Source organism: Mycobacteriales bacterium, assembly GCA_040902655.1.
GTDB lineage: Bacteria > Actinomycetota > Actinomycetes > Mycobacteriales > SCTD01 > SCTD01.
In genome coordinates, this window is the sequence record JBBDWV010000052.1 from 196,985 (window position 1) to 215,039 (window position 18,055).

The following is an 18,055-nucleotide window of genomic DNA, read 5'->3' on the forward strand; positions in this document are numbered from 1 at the left end:
AGCCGTTGGAGGCGGTGCATGCCACACCGTCGGGAGCCGGTCTTCTACTCGGTCCCCTGCTGGCGCAGAGCCGGTACTACCGTGCGTCCCAACCAAGATCTTCATGCCTGGTGATCTTTTGGTTGCTGGATCGGCAGCGGACACGCCGGCGCGTTTGCTGCGAATCCAGCATCCAGAAGATCAACTGCCGACGAGCCGCCGCACGAGGGGTGCTCTTCGCGACGGGGCAGAAGCGCGGTGACGCGACACCGGGAACATCACGCCACAGGAGGTGGCCGGCACTGCTTTACCCCTGGATCGCGGGAAACCCTTGGCGCGTCGGGCGCCAGGTGCTGCACAGTCAGCATCATGCGCGTGCACCCGCCCGAGCTCATCGACGCGGGCAGGCTCATCCTCCGCCGGCTCGTCGCGGACGACGTCGAGCGGATGGCGGCGGCCGTGGCCCGGAACCTGGAGCACCTCCAGCCGTGGATGCCGTGGGCGACGAAGGAGGCGGGAACGGTCGGTGTCCAGCGGGAGCGCCAGTTCGCCGTGGACGCCGCGTGGGAGAAGGGGCAGGAGTACAACTATCTCGCCCTCACCGGTGACGGTGAGGTGGTCCTGGGCAGGTTCGGCCTGCACCGCCGCATCGGACCGGGAGCGCTGGAGCTCGGCTACTGGCTGTGTGCTGACGCGGAAGGCCGTGGCTACGCCACCGCTGCTGCGGGGGCTCTGACGAGGGCGGCGCTCGAGGTCCCCGACGTCCACCGGATGGAGATCCACTGCGACGAGGCGAACCTCCGGAGCCGCGAGGTGCCGGCGAGACTGGGCTACCGGCCGGTCGGGTCGGGGGTCGATGGGCAGGCGCACGACGACTCCTCATCGGATGGCTCCGGCGGTGCTACCCGAGCCACGACGGGGCATGCTCACGGCGCATCGGTCGACAACCAGGAGGTTCCCGTGGGAGAGGTCGCGTACGTGTCCGAGGTCCGTGTCGAGCGCAGGGAGGGTTCGCTGCGCGCGGCATACCTCCCCGGCGACGAGGAGCCGACCCTCTACGGCATGCACGGCGCCATCGCCGAGCACTACGGCGCGCAGCCCGGGCAGTTCCCGAGCCACGCCAGCACGATCGACCACCTTGTTGGCGCGGCACTTGGTTGACTCACCGGCACGTTCGCCGGAGCCCTCGGGGCTCGGCGGATGGACCCCACCGGTCTGGTGGGGCACGCGCGCGGTGAGGTGGAGCTCGAGGGGAAGGTGCTGGTGGTCAAGCGGATCCGGGTGACCTACACCGGGCTCACGGTCGCCGACGAGGATCGGGAGAAGCTCGACCGGGTGCTCGCCACGCACGCGCAGGGCTGCCCGGTGGCCCGCAGCCTGGAGGGGTCGATCGAGATCACCACCGAGGTCGGCTGACCCGTCCTCCCGTGCGCCAGCGGGGCGTACGGGAGGCGCCGGCTACTCGTCCTCGTCGTCGTCCAGCCGCGCCAGCCAGGTCGCCAGCCGCTCGATCGGCACCTCGAACTCCGGCTGGGCGTCGACGAACTGCCGCATCCGCTCGGCCAGCCAGGACAGCGTCACCGTCTCCTCACCGCGGCGTTCGGCGAGCTCCTCGAGGCCCCGGTCGGTGAAGTACACCCGGTCAGACCAGCCGCACTAGAGCTCCAGCGCCGCCGTGATCAGCGCCGCCTGCTCGGCCTCGTGCACCTTGCTGGAGCCGGCCGCCGGCGAGGAGCCGGCCTTGCGGGAGAGGCGGCGCAGCGAGCGGCCCGGCGGCAGGTGCTCGGGCAGCGAGAGCGCCATGTGCGACCAGGCGCCCTGGTTGGCCGGCTCCTCCTGGCACCACACGATGTCCGTGGCGTTGGGGTAGCCGGCCAGGGCGTCGGCGATCTCCTCGCCCGGCAGCGGGTAGAGCTGCTCGACGCGCACCAGCGCCACCCGGTCGTCCTGGCTCTTGCGACGGGCCGAGAGCAGGTCGTAGAAGACCTTGCCGGTCGTGAGGACCACGCGCTGGACACCCGTGGCGTCGATTCCGTCCGGGTCGACCAGCACCGGCGCAAAGCCGGCGTCGGTGAAGTCCTCCACCGCCGAGGCGGCGGCCCGCAGGCGCAGCATCGACTTGGGCGACAGGACCACCAGGGGCCGCTTGTGCGACTGCAGGGCCTGCCTGCGCAGCAGGTGGAAGTAGCTGGCCGGCGTCGTCGGCGCGACCACCACCATGTTGTCCTCGGCGCACAGTTGCAGGAAGCGCTCCAGCCGGGCCGAGGAGTGGTCGGGGCCCTGACCCTCGTAGCCGTGCGGCAGCAGCAGCGTCACACCGGAGAGCTGTCCCCACTTGGCCTCACCAGCGGCGATGAACTCGTCGACGATGGTCATCGCGCCGTTGACGAAGTCGCCGAACTGCGCCTCCCACAGCACCAAGGCGTCGGGCCGGGCGACCGCGTAGCCGTACTCGAAGCCCATCGCGGCGTACTCGCTCAGCAGGGAGTCGTAGACGTAGAAGGCTGCCTGGTCCTCGGACAGGTGGGCCAGCGGGGTGTGCTCGTTGCCGTTCACGCGGTCGACGACGACGGAGTGCCGGTGGCCGAAGGTGCCGCGGCGGGCGTCCTGGCCGGCCAGCCGGACCGGATGGCCCTCCAGCAGCAGCGAGCCCAGGGCGAGTGTCTCGCCCATCGCCCAGTCGATGGTGCCGTCGTCGATCATCTTGGCGCGCTTCTGCAGCTGCGGCAGCAGCCGCGGGTGGACGGTGAAGCCCTCCGGCATCGTGACCTGCGAGTCGACGATCGCCTTGACCACCTCGCGGGTGATGGCGGTCTGCAGGTCGTCGACGCCGGGCTCCTTGCGCTCCGGGTACATCGAGGGCGCGTTCGCGGCCTCGCGGGTGCCCTGGAAGACCTTCTCCAGCTGCTCCTGATAGTTGCGCAGCGCCTCCTCGGCCTCGTCGACGCTGATGTCGCCCCGGCCGATGAGGTTCTCGGTGTAGATCTTCCGCACCGAGCGCTTGGCGTCGATCATGTCGTACATCTGCGGCTGGGTGAAGGACGGCTCGTCGACCTCGCTGTGACCACGGCGGCGGTAGCAGACCATGTCGATCACGACGTCCTTCTTGAACGCCTGCCGGTAGTCGAAGGCCAGCTTGGCGACGCGGACGCAGGCCTCGGGGTCGTCGCCGTTCACGTGGAAGATCGGCGCCTGCACCATGCGGGCGACGTCGGTGGCGTAGAGCGACGAGCGGGCGGAGTGCGGCCCGGTGGTGAAGCCGACCTGGTTGTTGACGACGACGTGCACGGTGCCGCCGGTGCGGTAGCCGCGCAGCTGCGCCATCTGCAGCGTCTCGGCCACGACGCCCTGGCCGGCGAAGGCCGCGTCGCCGTGCAGCAGGACCGGGAGGACGGTGAAGCCCTGCTCGCCCTTGTTGATCATGTCCTGCTTCGCGCGCACGACGCCTTCGAGAACCGGGTTGACCGCCTCGAGGTGCGACGGGTTGGCCTGCAGGCTCACGGCGATCTCCCGCCCGGCCAGGCTGGTGAACGAGCCTTCGGCCCCGAGGTGGTACTTCACGTCACCTGAGCCGTGCGCGGTGCGGGGGTCGATGTTGCCCTCGAACTCGCGGAAGATCTGGGCGTAGCTCTTGCCGACGATGTTGGCCAGCACGTTGAGGCGGCCGCGGTGCGGCATGGCGATGGCGACCTCGTCCAGCCGCTCGTCGGCGGCGCGCTGGAGTACCCCGTCGAGCAGCGGGATGAGGGTCTCGCCGCCCTCGAGCGAGAAGCGCTTCTGCCCGACGTACTTGGTCTGCAGGAAGGACTCGAAGGCCTCGCCGGCGTTGAGCCGCTCGAGCACGTGCAGCTGCTCGTCACGGTCCGGCTGCTGCGCCTTCTTCTCCACCCGGTCCTGCAGCCAGATGCGCTCGTCGGGGTCCTGGATGTGCATGTACTCGATGCCGACGGTCCGGCAGTAGGAGTCGCGCAGGACGCCGAGGACGTCGCGCAGCTTCATCACCTTCTTGCCGGCGAAGCCGCCCACCGGGAACTCGCGGTCGAGATCCCACAGCGACAGGCCGTGCGTGACCACGTCGAGGTCGGGGTGGCTGCGCACCTTGAACTCGAGTGGGTCGGTGTCGGCCATCAGGTGGCCGCGCACCCGGTAGGCGTGGATGAGCTCCATGACCCGGGTGGCCTTGTCGAGGTCACCCTCGTGGCTGGCCTGCTGGTCCGGGACCCAGCGCACCGGGACGTACGGGATGCGCAGGCTGGCGAAGATGTCGTCGTAGAAGCCGTCCTCGCCCAGCAGCAGCTGGTGCATGCGGCGCAGGAACTCACCGGACTGGGCGCCTTGGATGATGCGGTGGTCGTACGTGCTGGTGAGCGTGATGACCTTGCTGACCGCGAGCCGCGCGAGCGTCTCCTCCGACGCCCCCTGGAACTCTGCGGGGTACTCCATCGCGCCGACGCCGATGATCGCGCCGGCGCCCTGCATCAGCCGCGGCACGGAGTGGACCGTTCCGATACCGCCCGGGTTGGTCAGGCTGATGGTCGTGCCCTGGAAGTCCTCGGTGGTCAGCTTGCCGGCGCGGGCCCGCCGGACGATGTCCTCGTACGCCGCCCAGTACTGCGAGAAGTCCATCGCGTCGGCGCCCCGGATGGCGGCGACGACGAGGGAGCGGGAGCCGTTGGCGTTCTGCAGGTCGATCGCGAGACCGAGACCGACGTTGTCGGGCGTCACGACCACGGGCTTGCCGTCGACCTCGGCGTAGCTGTTGTTCATCACCGGCACGTCGGTCGCCGCACGCACCAGGGCATAGCCGATGAGGTGGGTGAAGGAGACCTTGCCGCCGCGTGAGCGCCGGAGGTGGCTGTTGATGACGATGCGGTTGTCCGCCAGCAGCTTGGCGGGGACGCTGCGCACGCTGGTGGCGGTCGGGACGGTGAGCGAGGACTCCATGTTGCTGACCACCCGCGCAGCGGCCCCCTTGAGCGGGGTCGTCTGCATGCCGGCGGTCGCAGCCGGCTTCTTCTCCGCCGCGGCCGCGGGGGCCGCCGGTGCCGGGGCGGGAGCGGCCGGGGCGGGAGCGGCCGGGGCTGGCCCCGGGGCAGCGGGGGCCTGGGTGTCGGGCGCCTGGGCGGTCGGGGCCGGCGGCGGCGTGCCCTTGATGCCGCCGGCCGGGCCGCCGTTGGGTGCGGTGCCCTCGACCGCCGGCTTGTAGTCCGACAGGAACTCGCGCCAGGCGTCGGAGACGCTGTCGGGGTCCTTCAGATACTGCTGGTGGATCTCATAGACCAGCCACTCGTTGGCACCGAAGTCGGTCTGCTGGCCCGGCTGCGTCGACACGCGTGGAATCGCCTCTTCCCGGAAGTGTTCTGCCTTGGCTGCCCGGTGCTTCAGACTACGCTGCCGCGGGAGCGCCGTCGGCAGCGGTTGTCGACGCGTGGTGTCCCGCCCCGGTGGTCCGGTGCCGCAGACTGGGTCGGTGACAGGCCCGTACGCCGCTGCCCTGGTAGCCCTCGCGCTGCTGGCCGTCGGCTGCGGCACCGGCGATGACCCGACGGTCCGGGCACGCTCGGCGGTTTCTTCCCCGAGTTCCGCCGCGTCGCCTGCGCCCACCGCGTCGCTCGTGGCCACCGGGACCTCCCCCACCGCGTCGCCGACGACGGTCACTGCCGCGCCTGCACCCCTGTCGTGGCAGGCCTGCGAGGGCGACTTCCAGTGCGCCAGCTTGCGGGTGCCGCTCGTCAGCGGCGAGCCGGCCGCGGGAAGCGTCGACCTCGCTCTCACCCGGCTGCGGACCGCCCAGCGCGGACAGCGGATCGGCTCGCTCGTCGTCAACCCTGGCGGCCCCGGTGCCTCTGCCGTCGACTACCTGCAGGTGGGTTGGCGACAGATTCCGGAGCCGGTACGCGCCCGCTTCGACCTGGTCGCCTTCGACCCGCGCGGGGTCGGCCGCACCGCGCCCGTCCGGTGCGGCACCACCGCCGAGCTGGACGCCTACTTCGCCGTGGATCCCAGCCCGGACGACGACGCGGAGGTGCGCGAGCTCGAGGTCACCAACGAGAGATTCGCCGCCGGGTGCGCTCGGCGCTCCGGACGTCTGCTGCCGCACGTCTCGACCGCCGAGGCGGCGGCGGACCTCGACCGCGTACGCGCCGCCCTCGGCGACCGGACGCTCACCTACCTCGGCTACTCCTACGGCACCTCGCTCGGCGCGGCGTACCTGGATGCCTATCCGACGCGGGTCCGCGCGATGGTGTTGGACGGCGGCATCGATCCACAGCTGACCTGGGATGGCCTGCTCGAGGGGCAGTCGAAGGGCTTCGACCGCGCGCTGGAGGCCTTTCTGGCCGACTGCCAGCGGCGCGGCTGCAGCTACCGGGGCGCGGTCGACGGCGACCTGCTCGAGGCCTACGACCGGCTCGCCGCGAAGGTCGAGCAGGCGTCCCTGCCGACGCGGCAGGCGCGCCGGCTCGGCCCGGGCGAGTTCTCGCTCGGCGTGCTGGGCGGGTTGTACAGCAGGGCCAGCGGCTGGCCGGCCGTCGCCGACGCCCTGGTCGCTGCCGAACGCGGTGACGGCGCGCCGATGCTCGCGCTGTCCGACGCCTACCTCGACCGCACGTCCGCCGGTTACGCCAACATCAGCGAGGCACTCTCGGCCGTGGTCTGCCTGGACCGGCAGTGGCCTCGCGAGACCGCGCCCTACCTCGCGCTGGCCGAGCGGGTCCGCAAGGACGCGCCGAGGTTCGGCCCCACGGTGGCGCTCTCGGGTCTGGTCTGCTCGAGGTGGCCGGTGCCTTCGGTGGGGGAGCCCAAGCGGGTCACGGCGCCGGGGTCACCGCCGGTCGTCGTGGTGGGGACCACGGGCGACCCGGCCACGCCGTACGCCTGGTCGGTTGCCCTGGCCGAGCAGCTGTCCAAGGGCGTGCTGGTGAGCTACCGGGGCGAGGGCCACACCGTCTACCGCTCCGGATCGTCGGCCTGCGTGCGCAGCACCGTCGACCGCTACCTGATCACTGCGGCTGCGCCCGCGCCGACGACCTGCTGACCATGCGCTGGCGGGCGCTGTGGAACGCGCGCGGGTGGGCCGCCGTGGGACGTGCGCGGGCGGTCGGCTCCGTTCAGCCGGCCAGCTCACTGGGCGGCTGCTCGATCAGCAGCGCGTCGAGGGCCAGCTGACGGCGAACCTCTGCCGGTGGGTCCCAGCCGGTGGCCACCAGGTGCTCGTAGAGCAGCACCCGAGCCTCCAGGACCGCCTCGGCGGCAGGCAGGCTGCTGGTCCGCTTCTGCGAACGGTGCGCGGCCACGACCACGCGGTAGCGGTCGTACAGCCGCTGCAGCGCCGGGTCTGCGTCCATGCTGCGCGTATCGGCAGGAACCTGCGCCGGCTTGAGCCCCGGATGGGGCTTGTCTGCAGCACTCGCTCACGGGGTGCACAGGTTGCCTCACCTGCTGGTGATCAACGCGGGACACCCGCACATTCGCAGGCCGGCACAGCGTACGAAAGCCGGCGTTGATCAGGCGGCAGCTCCGGCATGGATGAGATCGTCTGCGTGCGTGCCCCCGGCAGGATTCGAACCTGCGCCTACGCCTCCGGAGGGCGCCGCTCTATCCCCTGAGCTACGGGGGCTCCGGGCGTCCAGGACGCTACCAGTCAGCCGCGTTCCGGCAGGTCGCCCCGAGCGTGTGTAGCGTCCTCATCATGTCGAGCAGCCTGGGCCGTGTCCTCGTGGTCGACGACGACGACGTGATCCGGCAGCTCATCACCGTGAACCTCGAGCTCGAGGGCTTCGAGGTCGCCACGGCGGTCGACGGGCAGGACTGCCTGGACAAGGTCAAGGACGTTGCGCCGGACGTCGTGACCCTCGACATCATGATGCCCAGGCTGGACGGCTGGGAGGCGGCGAGCCGGCTGCGGGCCGACCCGGAGACCGCAGGCATCAGGGTGGTCCTGCTGTCGGCCCGTGCCCAGGAGGCCGACCTCGAACGCGGCAGCCGGATCGGCGTCGACGCCTACCTCACCAAGCCGTTCGACCCCGACGAACTGATCGGGGTTGTCCGCCGGCTCGCGGGCCTGCCGCCGGCCTGAGCCGGTTCCTGCGCAGCAGGTGTCCGGCGTTGTCCGTCGGGCAGGGCCTTCGGCATGAGCAACAACGTCTTCGTCCTGGGCCTCACCGACCTCCAGCGGGGCGAGCTCGCGACGATCCGCGACGCAGACCGGTGCACGTTCCACGACCTGCTGGGCTACGGTCGGTTGGTCGCGCAGACCCGCTTCGACTTCGAGGAGCTGCTCGAGCAGGCGCGGCGCGAACTCGCCGCACATCCCGGCAGCGTGGAGGCTCTGGTGGCCCACTGGGACTTCCCGGTGAGCGTGCTGGCGCCGATCCTGGCGGCCGAGCGCGGCCTGCCCTCCCCGTCGCCGGAGAGCGTGCTGAAGACCGAGCACAAGTACTGGAGCCGCCTGGAGCAGGTCGCCTGCGTTCCGGAGGTGGTGCCGCGCTTCACCTCGTTCGACCCGTTCGACGACCACGCGCTCGAGGGCATCGAGCTGGACTTCCCGTTCTGGGTCAAGCCGGTCAAGTCGCATTCCTCGGAGCTGGGTTTCAAGGTGGCCGGCGCCGAGGGCTTCGTCCGAGCCGTCGAGGAGATCCGGGCGGGCATCCGGGAGATCGGTGACCCCTTCGACCAGGCGCTGTCCCATCTCGACCTCCCGCCCGAGCTCCGAGAGGCGACCGGCCGCACGTGTCTGGCCGAGGAGCTGATCGACGGCATCCAGGCGGCCCCCGAGGGGTCGATGTTCCAGGGGGAGTTCGCCGTGCACGGCGTGGTGGACATGTACACCGATCCGGAGACCCACGCCATCTCCCGCCTGGACTACCCGGCCGGCACCGTTCCCGAGCGGGTGCAGCGGCAGATGGCCGACGTCTGCGAGCGCTATCTGCGGCAGGTCGGCTACGACAACGGCTGCTTCAACGCCGAGTTCATGTGGGACGAGGCCCGTGACAAGTTGTGGCTGATCGAGGTGAACACCCGGATCTCGCAGTCGCACAGCGACCTGTTCGCCAAGGTGGACGGGGCCTCCAACCACGAGGTCGCGGTGGACGTGGCGCTCGGGCAGCGGCCCCGGATGCCGCACCGGCAGGGGGGACACGCGGTGGCGGCGAAGTGCAACATCGTCCGCACCGAGGACGCCGTCGTCGCGGGGGTGCCCGCCCCCGAGGACGTCGCGCGGCTTCAGGAGAAGTTCCCGGAGACCCTGGTCAAGATCGATGTGCAGCCGGGTGACCGGCTCTCCGGCCTCGCCCACCAGGACAGCTACCAGTACATCCTCGGGGTCCTGTATCTCGGCGCCGACGACCGTGAGCAGCTGGTGGCCCACTACCACGCGTGTCTGGACCTGCTGCCCTTCGAGTACGACGCGGTGACCGGGTCGGGGCGGGCAGCTCCCTGACCTCGGGAGCCGCACAGGAGGCCACCGCATGAGGACCGTCACGGACTTCCCGCACCAGGTCCGCGTCCTGGAGAACGTCTTCGTCCCGATGCGGGACGGAGCCCGGCTCGCGGCTCGGATCTGGCTGCCCGAGGACGCCGAGCAGCGACCGGTTCCGGCAGTGCTCGAGTACCTCCCGTACCGCAAGCGGGACATGACGCGGGGCCGGGACGCGCTCAACCACCCGTACCTCGCCGGCCACGGCTACGTCAGCGTGCGCGTCGACATGCGGGGCAGCGGTGACTCCGACGGGGTGCTGGTCGACGAGTACCGCCCCTCGGAACACGAGGACGCGGAGGACGTCATCGGCTGGCTCGCCGAGCAGGTGTGGTGCGACGGGAACGTCGGGATGTTCGGCATCTCCTGGGGCGGCTTCAACAGCCTGCAGGTGGCGGCCCGCCGCCCGCCTGCGCTGAAGGCCGTCGTGAGCGCCTCGGCAACCGACGACCTCTACGTCGACAACATGCACTACATGGGCGGCTGCCTGCTGTCGGACAACCTGTCCGAGGCGACGGTGATGTTCGCGTTCAACAGCCTGCCGCCGGACCCCGAGATCGTCGGGGAGCGGTGGCGCGACCTGTGGTTCGAACGGCTGCGCGGCAGCGGCCTGTGGATCGAGACGTGGCTGAGGCACCAGCGGCGCGACGACTACTGGAAGCCCGCGTCGGTGTGCGAGGAATACAGCAGGGTGCAGTGCCCGGTGCTGGCGGTCGGCGGCTGGGCGGACGGCTACACCAACGCCATCTTCCGGCTGCTCGAGCACCTGGACGTCCCCCGCAAGGGGCTGATCGGCCCGTGGGGGCACAAGTACCCGCACCTGGGTGTGCCCGGACCGGCCGTGGGCTTCCTCCAGGAGATGGTGCGATGGTGGGACCACTGGCTCAAGGGCCGGGACACCGGGATCATGCAGGAGCCGATGCTGCGGGCCTGGATGCAGGAGAGCATGCCGCCCGAGGCGTCGTACGCCGACCGGCCGGGGCGCTGGGTCGGCGAGCCGGGCTGGCCGGCACCCGACATCCAGGCGCGCCGCTACACCCTCACCCGCAACGCACTGGTGCTGCGCGCTCCGACGGACCAGGACCGCCGACCGCTGGACCTGCAGTCACCGCTGAGCGTCGGGATGTTCGCGGGCAAGTGGGCGTCGTACGCCGCGACGCCCGACCTGCCCTATGACCAGCGCGAGGAGGACGGCGGCGCGCTGGTGTTCGAGAGCGAGCCGCTCGAGGAGCGGCTGGAGATCCTGGGCCTGCCGCGCGTGCAGCTCGAGGTCGCGTCCGACCGCCCCGTCGCGATGCTGGCGGTCCGGCTGTCCGACGTCGCGCCGAACGGCGAGGCGACGAGAGTGACGTACGGCCTGCTGAACCTCACGCACCGGGACGGCAGCGAGCAGCCGCGGCCGCTCGAGCCCGGCCGTCGCTGTGCCGTGGAGGTCGTGCTGAACGGCATCGCCCAGGCGTTCCCGGCCGGTCACCGGCTCCGGCTGTCGGTCTCCACGTCGTACTGGCCGCTGGCCTGGCCGGCGCCCGAGCCGGCGACCGTCACCGTCTTCGCCGGGGACAGCGCGCTGTCGGTCCCGGTGCGTGCGCCGCGTCCCGACGAGGACGGTGAGCTTGCCGACCTCGATGAGCCGGAGGCAGCGCAGGAGCTCGCCGTGACCCCGCTCGTCCCGGAGGAGCACCACTGGAGGGTCGTCCGGGATCTGGTCACCGACACCTCGGCGCTCGAGGTGGTCAACGACCAGGGCAGCGTCCGGATCGACGAGACCGGCACCGTGCTGCGCCGGGCGACGAACGAGTGGTTCAGCGTCTGCGGCAACGACGTCAGCTCGGCCCGCGGGGAGACGCGGACCGAGCGCGGCCTGTCCCGGGGCGACTGGCAGGTGCACGTCTCGACCCGGACCCTGCTGACCTGCACCCCGACCGACTTCGTCGTGTCGGCGCAGCTGGACGCCTACGAGAAGGACGAGGAGCACGGGCAGCGGCGTGTCTACTCCCAGAACTGGTCCAGGGAGATCCCGCGCGACCTGGTCTGAGGCCGCGCCGGTCAGCTGCTCGGTGCGGCGCTAGCTGCTCGGTGCGGCGCTAGCTGCTCGGTGCGGCGCTGGGGTCGACCGGCACCTCCACCGCCGCCGACGGCGCGACCGCGTCCGGAGCGGCCGGCTGCACCGGCCCGGTGCTCGTGGTCCCGGAACAGGCGGCACCCGGCTCCGGGGTCTGCGGCCCGCTGGCGTAGGCCTCGATGAAGTCGTCGATGCGGTCGTCCTCGGCGCTGTCGACCGACAGCCGCCGACCCCACGCCGACAGGTTGATCGGGCTGCTCTGCTCGGGCAGCGGGCTCATCAGGCCGTACGGGTTCCCCCGCACCTTGCCGGCCAGCTTCTCGACCTGGTCGGCCGGGACCTCGTCGTTGTAGGTGATCCACACCGCGCCGTGCTCGAGCGAGTGGACGGCGTGCTCCGGCGCGATCGGCTCGGTGTACACGTCGCACTGCTGCGGGGTGGCGCTGTGGTCGCCGGCGTTCGGTGGCGTCTGGGGGTAGTCCACCGTCCCCGCGACATGCCCCTGGCTCAGCGACTCCGCATCGGCGACCGCCACCCCCTCGATGGCGGCATCGGGGTTGCGGACGAGGTCGCGCACGCCTGACCCCTGGTTCAGCGCGGCGTAGGCGACGATCCCGACGAGCGCAGCCGCCAGCAGCAGCGATCCGAGGGCGGTGCCCCACGGGAAGGGCTTGGAGACCTTCGTGGGGGCCGCCCGGCGCGGAGTGGCGGGTGTGCGAGCCATGCGGAGACCGTCCTCGTTCAGGTGTGCAGCGGGGGGCGGGACCGGGCCGGTCCCGACGATGCGGACGAGCAGCGCCGCAGAGGCGTTCCCTGCACGCGCCTGCGCGGAAGTCTAGGTGCGGGGCGGCACTACCCTGGGACGGTGACTCCCTCCGAGCTCGGCGCCGCGGTGCGGGCCGCCGTCGTGGCCGCCGTCGAGGCCGGTGAGCTGGCCGTGACGCCGCCCCCCGAGGTGAGCGTCGAGCGCCCCCGCGTGAAGGAACACGGCGACTATGCCACCAGCATCGCGCTGCAGCTGGCCAAGGCGGCCGGCCGGCGGCCGCGGGAGGTGGCTGAGCTGCTGGCCGTCCGGCTGCGCGAGGTCGGCGGCATCGAGCAGGTCGCCGTCGCCGGGCCGGGCTTTTTGAACCTGCGGCTGGGTCAGGCCTCGCTCGGCCAGGTCGCGTTGCAGGTGCTCGAGCGGGGAGCGGCGTACGGCACCAACGACGCTGCGGCGGGGCAGGTCGTGAACCTGGAGTTCGTCTCGGCCAACCCGACGGGGCCGATCCACATCGGCGGGGTGCGCTGGGCGGCCGTCGGCGACGCCCTCGCCCGGCTGCTCCAGGCCAGCGGTGCCCAGGTCACCCGGGAGTACTACGTGAACGACGCCGGCCTGCAGATCGACCGGTTCGCCGAGTCGCTGCTCGCGGTCGCGAAGGGCGAGCCGGTGCCTGCGGACGGCTACGCCGGCGCGTATGTGCCGGCAGTGGCCGCCCGGGTGCTGTGGCGCAACGCCGGCCTGCCCGCCGAGGACGAGACCAAGATCCTCGAGGTGCTGCGCGCCGACGGCACCGCGCTCATGGTCGAGGACATCCGCGCGTCGCTGCGGTCCTTCGGCGTCGACTTCGACGTGTGGTTCTCGGAGCTGTCGCTGGCCACCTCCGGCGCCGTCGGCCGCGCGCTGGAGCGGCTGCGCGGGCAGGGCCACGTCTACGAGGCGGACGGCGCGGTCTGGTTGCGGACCACCGACTTCGGCGACGACAAGGACCGGGTCCTGGTCAAGTCGGACGGCAGCACGACCTACTTCACCTCCGACGCCGCCTACTACCTCGACAAGCGTGGCCGCGGCTTCGACAAGGTCGTGATCATGCTCGGTGCCGACCATCACGGCTACGTCGGCCGGATGCGGGCGATGGCCGCGTGTTTCGGCGACGACCCCGACACCACGCTCGAGCTGCCGATCGGGCAGCTGGTCAACGTCCTGCAGGGCGGCGCACCGATCCGGATGTCCAAGCGGGCCGGCACGATGGTGACGCTCGAGGACCTGGTCGAGCTGGTGGGCGTGGATGCTGCCCGCTACACGCTGGCCCGGTCGTCGGCTGATTCCGCGATGGACCTCGACGTCGACCTGGTCACCCGCAGGAGCAGCGACAACCCCGTCTTCTACGTGCAGTACGCCGCCACCCGCGCGGCGTCCGTACTCCGCAATGCTGCCGAGATGGGGATTGCCGAGCCGGATCCCGCGTCGGTCGACCTGTCGCTGTTCACCCACCCGCGCGAGGCCGAGCTGCTGCTGGCGCTCGCGGAGTTCCCTCAGGTCGTGGCGACGGCCGCGGAGCTGCGGGAGCCGCACCGGGTCGCGCGCTACCTGGAGGAGAAGGTCGCCAAGGCGGCCCAGCGGTTCTGGGACGACTGCCAGGTGCTGCCCAAGGGCGACGAGGAGGTCGCGCCCACGACGGCGCCGCGGCTGCTGCTGTGGCGGGCCACCCGCACCGTCCTCGAGAACGGCCTGCGACTGCTCGGCGTGACGGCACCGGAGCGGATGTGAGCTGGTGACCGTGCTGCCTGCCGCCGCGAGCGTCCGGGTGAGCGACCTCGAGCCGGCCGTCTGGCCGCGCAACGCCACCCGCTCCGATGCCGGCGTCCTGGAGCTCGGCGGTGTGGACGTACGCGACCTCGCCGCGGAGTTCGGCACCCCGGCCTACGTCCTGGACGAGGACGACTTCCGCCGCCGCTGCCGCGAGTGGCGGCAGGCCTTCGACCCGGGGCCCGCCTCCGGGGAGCCGGCGGCGGACGTCTACTACGCCGGCAAGGCGTTCCTGTGCACGGCGGTCGCACGCTGGGTCGCCGAGGAGGGGTTGTCACTCGACGTGAGTACCGGCGGTGAGCTGGCGGTCGCGCTGAACGCCGGCTTCCCGACCGAGCGGGTGCTCTTCCACGGCAACAACAAGTCGGTCGCCGAGCTCGAGCGCGCCGTCGAGGTCGGTGTCGGCCGCATCGTCATCGACTCCTTCGACGAGCTGGTGCGCATCGCGGCCGTGGCAGAGGGCGCCGGGGTGCGCCAGCGCGTTTACGTCCGTGTGACGCCCGGCGTGGAGGCACACACCCACGAATACGTCCAGACCGGCCAGGAGGACCAGAAGTTCGGCTTCTCCCTGGCCAGCGGCGCGGCCGCCGAGGCGGTCCGGCGGGTGCTCGCGCAGCCCTCGCTCGAGCTGATCGGGCTGCACTGCCACATCGGCTCGCACATCTTCGACGTGCACGGCTTCAAGCTCGCCGCGCACCGCATGGTCGGCCTGCTCGCGGCGGTACGCGACGAGCACGCCGTCGTCCTGCCCGAGCTCGACCTCGGCGGCGGCCAGGGAATCGCCTACACCGCCGCCGACGACCCGATGGACGTCTTCGAGTACGCCGACGGGCTGCGCCGCATCGTCGTGCGGGAGTGCGAGGCGGTCGACCTGCCGGTGCCGCGGCTGGCCGTCGAGCCCGGTCGGGCCATCGCCGGCCCGACGACCGTCACGCTGTACGAGGTCGGCACCGTCAAGGAGCTGCCCGGCCTGCGCACCTATGTGAGTGTCGACGGCGGCATGAGCGACAACATCCGCACGGCGCTGTACGACGCTCGGTACACCGCCGTGCTCGCCTCGCGCGCGTCCGGCGCCGAGCCGGCGAACGTCACGCTGTGCGGAAAGCACTGCGAGAGCGGCGACATCGTCGTGCACGACGTGCCGCTGCCGGGTGATCTCGCCCCGGGCGACCTGGTCGCGGTGCCCGCCTCCGGTGCCTACCATCGCTCGATGGCCAGTAACTACAACCACGTTCCCCGCCCACCGGTCGTCGCGGTCAGGAACGGCACCGCCCGTGTGCTCGTGCGGCGTGAGACCGAGGACGACCTGTTGCGCCTGGACACCGAATGAGGGGCAACACGAGCGGCCGTCGCCTGCAGCTGCTGTTCCTGGCCGCGCTGCTCGGCGTGCTGGTCTGCCTGGGGTTGCTGGTCCTCGCGCTGGCCGGCGCCGCAGCGTCCGCCGCATACGCCGTCGTGGTCCTGGTCCTGCTCGCTGCCGGCGCCCGCCGGGCGCGTGTCGTCGAGCAGCGCCGGCGCCGGGAGTCCGGGCGCACCTGTACCTGCTGCACCACCAGCCAGCACGATCCCGTGAAGGTGGTCTGATGACCGCCCCCCTGCGCGTCGCCCTGCTCGGCTGCGGCACGGTCGGCTCCGAGGTCGTCCGGCTGCTGTACAGCTCCGGTGACGACCTCGCGGCCCGTGTCGGGGCGCCGCTCGAGCTGGCCGGGATCGCGGTGCGCCGGCGCGGCCGGGCCCGCGATCTGCCCGTCGCCGACGAGCTGTTCACCACCGACGCAGCGGGACTCGTCGCGCGCGACGACATCGACCTGGTCGTCGAGGTCATCGGCGGGATCGAGCCAGCCCGCACGCTGATCCTGTCCGCGCTCGGGGCGGGCAGGAGCGTGGTCACCGCGAACAAGGCGCTGCTCGCCGAGGACGGCGCGACGTTGCATGCCGCGGCTGTCGCGGGGGGCGCCGACCTCTACTACGAGGCCAGCGTCGCCGGGGCCATCCCGCTGCTGCGCCCGCTGCGTGAATCCCTTGCGGGTGACCACATCTCACGCGTCACCGGCATCGTCAACGGCACCACCAACTTCGTCCTCACCCGGATGGACGAGCAGGGCTCCGGTTTCGCGGACGCCCTCGACGAGGCGACCGCGCTCGGCTACGCCGAGGCCGATCCGACCGCCGACCTCGAAGGCTTCGACGCTGCGGCCAAGGCGGCGATCCTGGCCGGGCTGGCCTTTCACACCGACGTCGTCGCCGCGGACGTGCACCGCGAGGGCATCACGGAGGTGACCGCCGCCGACGTCGCGAGTGCCAAGGCGATGGGCAGCGTGGTGAAGCTGCTCGCCATCGCGGAGAAGGACGGCGACGCCGTGAGCGTCCGGGTGCACCCGGCGATGATCCCGCTGTCGCACCCGCTGGCCAGTGTCCGGGAGGCCTACAACGCCGTCTTCGTCGAGGCGGCCAGCGCCGGCCGGCTCATGTTCTACGGCCCGGGCGCCGGCGGAGCCGCGACCGCCAGCGCGGTGCTCGGCGACCTGGTCGCGGTGGCCCGCAACACGCTGTCCGGTGCGCGCGGCGCCGGCGCGTCGTCGTACGCCGCCCTCCGCGTGCGGCCGATGGGCGAGGTCGTCACGAGGTACCACATCAGCCTGGACGTGGCCGACAAGGCAGGAGTGCTCGCGGCCGTGGCGAACACCTTCGCCGACCACGACGTCTCGATCCGCACGGTCAGGCAGGAGGGGCACGGGGACGACGCGAGCCTGGTGGTCGTGACCCACACCGCCACCGACGCCGCGCTGCAGGGTGTGGTGGAGCAGCTCAGGGGGCTCGACAGCGTCCGTGCCGTCGCGTCCGTGATGAGGGTGGAGGGTTCGCAATGACAGCAGTGGCCGAGAGCAAGGCCTGGGCCGGCTGGCGGGGGCTGATCGAGCAGTACCGCGACCGGCTGCCGGTGACGGCCGCGACACCGGTCGTCACGCTGCTCGAGGGCGGCACCCCGCTGGTGGCCGCGACCGTGCTGTCCGACGTCGTCGGCGCGCAGGTCTGGCTCAAGGTCGAGGGCGCCAACCCGACCGGCTCCTTCAAGGACCGCGGCATGACGATGGCGATCAGCAAGGCGCTCGAGGCCGGTTCGCAGGCGGTGATCTGCGCGTCGACCGGCAACACCAGCGCGAGCGCCGCGGCCTACGCCGCCAAAGGCGGCCTCACCTGCGCTGTGCTGGTGCCCGACGGCAAGATCGCCCTCGGCAAGCTCGCCCAGGCACTGGTACACGGAGCCCGGCTGCTCCAGGTGCAGGGCAACTTCGACGACTGCCTGGACCTGTGCCGGGTGCTGTCCCAGGACTACCCGACGACGCTGGTCAACTCGGTCAACCCGGACCGGATCGAAGGACAGAAGACGGCCGCCTTCGAGGTCTGCGACGCGCTCGGCGACGCCCCGGACATCCACTGCCTGCCGGTCGGCAACGCCGGGAACATCACGGCCTACTGGAAGGGCTACAAGGAGTACGCCGGGGACGGCGTCACCACGTCGCGGCCGATGATGCTGGGCTTCCAGGCGGCTGGTGCGGCACCCATCGTCTCGGGAGTGAGAGTGGCTGCCCCGCAGACGATTGCGACGGCGATCCGGATCGGCAACCCGGCCTCGTGGCAGCAGGCGCTGGATGCCCGCGACGAGTCCGGCGGCGACATCCAGGCCGTGACCGACCGCCAGATCCTGTCCGCCTACCGGCTGCTGGCGCAGAAGGAGGGCGTGTTCGTCGAGCCCGCCTCCGCGGCGAGCGTTGCCGGGCTGCTGCAGGCGCACGAACAGGGTCTGATCCCGGCGGGTGCCCGCGTGGTCTGCACCGTCACGGGCAACGGTCTCAAGGACCCGGACTGGGCCATCTCCGGGGCGCCCAAACCGGTCACCGTGGCCAACAGCGCCGTGGCGGCAGCGGCGGCCCTGGGTCTGGCTTGAGCGTCTCCGCCGGCCCGGCAG

Annotated in this window: 14 protein-coding genes, 1 tRNA gene and 1 pseudogene; 11 read left to right on the plus strand and 5 right to left on the minus strand. The window is 71.7% G+C overall.

What is annotated here, in order from left to right; genetic code table 11:
• The first annotated feature begins 348 nt into the window (after nt 1-348).
• Entirely contained in the window at nt 349-1,140 is a 792-nt protein-coding gene (locus tag WD794_15470) for a GNAT family N-acetyltransferase (GenBank protein ID MEX2291711.1), read from the plus strand.
• 21 nt (nt 1,141-1,161) lie between these two features.
• A pseudogene (locus WD794_15475) lies at nt 1,162-1,395 on the plus strand (OsmC family protein).
• 42 nt (nt 1,396-1,437) lie between these two features.
• Here WD794_15475 and WD794_15480 read toward each other — a convergent pair.
• Together WD794_15480 and WD794_15485 are read right to left on the minus strand one after the other, a co-directional pair.
• Nucleotides 1,438-1,617, minus strand: a complete 180-nt coding sequence (locus WD794_15480) for a DUF6104 family protein (protein ID MEX2291712.1) — start codon at nt 1,615-1,617, stop codon at nt 1,438-1,440.
• An 18-nt stretch (nt 1,618-1,635) separates the two neighbouring features.
• Nucleotides 1,636-5,310: a multifunctional oxoglutarate decarboxylase/oxoglutarate dehydrogenase thiamine pyrophosphate-binding subunit/dihydrolipoyllysine-residue succinyltransferase subunit gene (locus WD794_15485; GenBank protein ID MEX2291713.1), complete on the minus strand. Its 3,675-nt coding sequence runs from the start codon at nt 5,308-5,310 to the stop codon at nt 1,636-1,638.
• A gap of 139 nt (nt 5,311-5,449) precedes the next feature.
• On the opposite strand from WD794_15485, the gene WD794_15490 reads away from it, so the two are divergent.
• Nucleotides 5,450-7,015, plus strand: coding sequence for an alpha/beta hydrolase (locus tag WD794_15490; GenBank protein ID MEX2291714.1), 1,566 nt, complete (start codon nt 5,450-5,452; stop codon nt 7,013-7,015).
• Between the two features lie 73 nt (nt 7,016-7,088).
• On the opposite strand, the gene WD794_15495 is transcribed toward WD794_15490, so the two are convergent.
• On the minus strand, nt 7,089-7,325 hold the full coding sequence (locus WD794_15495) for a hypothetical protein (GenBank protein MEX2291715.1): 237 nt from the start codon (nt 7,323-7,325) through the stop codon (nt 7,089-7,091).
• A gap of 200 nt (nt 7,326-7,525) precedes the next feature.
• Nucleotides 7,526-7,597: transfer RNA gene (locus WD794_15500), tRNA-Arg, on the minus strand.
• A gap of 72 nt (nt 7,598-7,669) precedes the next feature.
• Between WD794_15500 and WD794_15505 the strand changes: the two genes are divergently transcribed.
• Genes WD794_15505 through WD794_15515 form a run of 3 tightly spaced genes read left to right on the plus strand, consistent with a single transcriptional unit; the run spans nt 7,670 to nt 11,489 of the window.
• A complete protein-coding gene (locus WD794_15505) occupies nt 7,670-8,056 on the plus strand; it encodes a response regulator (GenBank protein MEX2291716.1) in 387 nt (128 codons plus the stop codon).
• Between the two features lie 54 nt (nt 8,057-8,110).
• Nucleotides 8,111-9,418 carry a hypothetical protein gene (locus WD794_15510; protein MEX2291717.1) on the plus strand — a complete coding sequence of 436 codons (1,308 nt, stop codon included), beginning with the start codon at nt 8,111-8,113 and terminating at the stop codon, nt 9,416-9,418.
• A 28-nt stretch (nt 9,419-9,446) separates the two neighbouring features.
• On the plus strand, nt 9,447-11,489 hold the full coding sequence (locus WD794_15515; protein MEX2291718.1) for a CocE/NonD family hydrolase: 2,043 nt from the start codon (nt 9,447-9,449) through the stop codon (nt 11,487-11,489).
• A gap of 49 nt (nt 11,490-11,538) precedes the next feature.
• On the opposite strand, the gene WD794_15520 is transcribed toward WD794_15515, so the two are convergent.
• A complete protein-coding gene (locus WD794_15520) occupies nt 11,539-12,240 on the minus strand; it encodes a DUF3105 domain-containing protein (GenBank protein MEX2291719.1) in 702 nt (233 codons plus the stop codon).
• 141 nt (nt 12,241-12,381) lie between these two features.
• Here WD794_15520 and argS point away from each other — a divergent pair, with 141 nt between their 5' ends.
• The 5 genes from argS to thrC are packed head-to-tail and all read left to right on the plus strand — an operon-like array spanning nt 12,382 to nt 18,034.
• A complete protein-coding gene (gene argS / locus WD794_15525; GenBank protein MEX2291720.1) occupies nt 12,382-14,046 on the plus strand; it encodes an arginine--tRNA ligase in 1,665 nt (554 codons plus the stop codon).
• Nucleotides 14,047-14,050: 4 nt separating this feature from the next.
• Nucleotides 14,051-15,415 carry a diaminopimelate decarboxylase gene (gene lysA, locus WD794_15530; protein MEX2291721.1) on the plus strand — a complete coding sequence of 455 codons (1,365 nt, stop codon included), beginning with the start codon at nt 14,051-14,053 and terminating at the stop codon, nt 15,413-15,415.
• Nucleotides 15,412-15,669, plus strand: a complete 258-nt coding sequence (locus WD794_15535; protein ID MEX2291722.1) for a hypothetical protein — start codon at nt 15,412-15,414, stop codon at nt 15,667-15,669. Before lysA ends, WD794_15535 begins: the two co-directional genes overlap by 4 nt.
• On the plus strand, nt 15,669-16,955 hold the full coding sequence (locus WD794_15540) for a homoserine dehydrogenase (GenBank protein MEX2291723.1): 1,287 nt from the start codon (nt 15,669-15,671) through the stop codon (nt 16,953-16,955). Before WD794_15535 ends, WD794_15540 begins: the two co-directional genes overlap by 1 nt.
• On the plus strand, nt 16,952-18,034 hold the full coding sequence (thrC, locus tag WD794_15545; protein MEX2291724.1) for a threonine synthase: 1,083 nt from the start codon (nt 16,952-16,954) through the stop codon (nt 18,032-18,034). The genes WD794_15540 and thrC overlap by 4 nt, the downstream gene beginning before the upstream one ends.
• The last annotated feature ends 21 nt before the right edge of the window (nt 18,035-18,055 follow it).

Bases quoted from the DNA above. Each gene is read 5' to 3' on its own strand.
- WD794_15470 (MEX2291711.1), top strand. From the start codon at position 349: ATGCGCGTGCACCCGCCCGAGCTCATCGACGCGGGCAGGCTCATCCTC.
- WD794_15495 (MEX2291715.1), bottom strand. From the start codon at position 7,325: ATGGACGCAGACCCGGCGCTGCAGCGGCTGTACGACCGCTACCGCGTG.
- WD794_15505 (MEX2291716.1), top strand. From the start codon at position 7,670: ATGTCGAGCAGCCTGGGCCGTGTCCTCGTGGTCGACGACGACGACGTG.
- WD794_15510 (MEX2291717.1), top strand. From the start codon at position 8,111: ATGAGCAACAACGTCTTCGTCCTGGGCCTCACCGACCTCCAGCGGGGC.
- WD794_15515 (MEX2291718.1), top strand. From the start codon at position 9,447: ATGAGGACCGTCACGGACTTCCCGCACCAGGTCCGCGTCCTGGAGAAC.
- WD794_15520 (MEX2291719.1), bottom strand. From the start codon at position 12,240: ATGGCTCGCACACCCGCCACTCCGCGCCGGGCGGCCCCCACGAAGGTC.
- WD794_15535 (MEX2291722.1), top strand. From the start codon at position 15,412: ATGAGGGGCAACACGAGCGGCCGTCGCCTGCAGCTGCTGTTCCTGGCC.
- WD794_15540 (MEX2291723.1), top strand. From the start codon at position 15,669: ATGACCGCCCCCCTGCGCGTCGCCCTGCTCGGCTGCGGCACGGTCGGC.
- thrC (MEX2291724.1), top strand. From the start codon at position 16,952: ATGACAGCAGTGGCCGAGAGCAAGGCCTGGGCCGGCTGGCGGGGGCTG.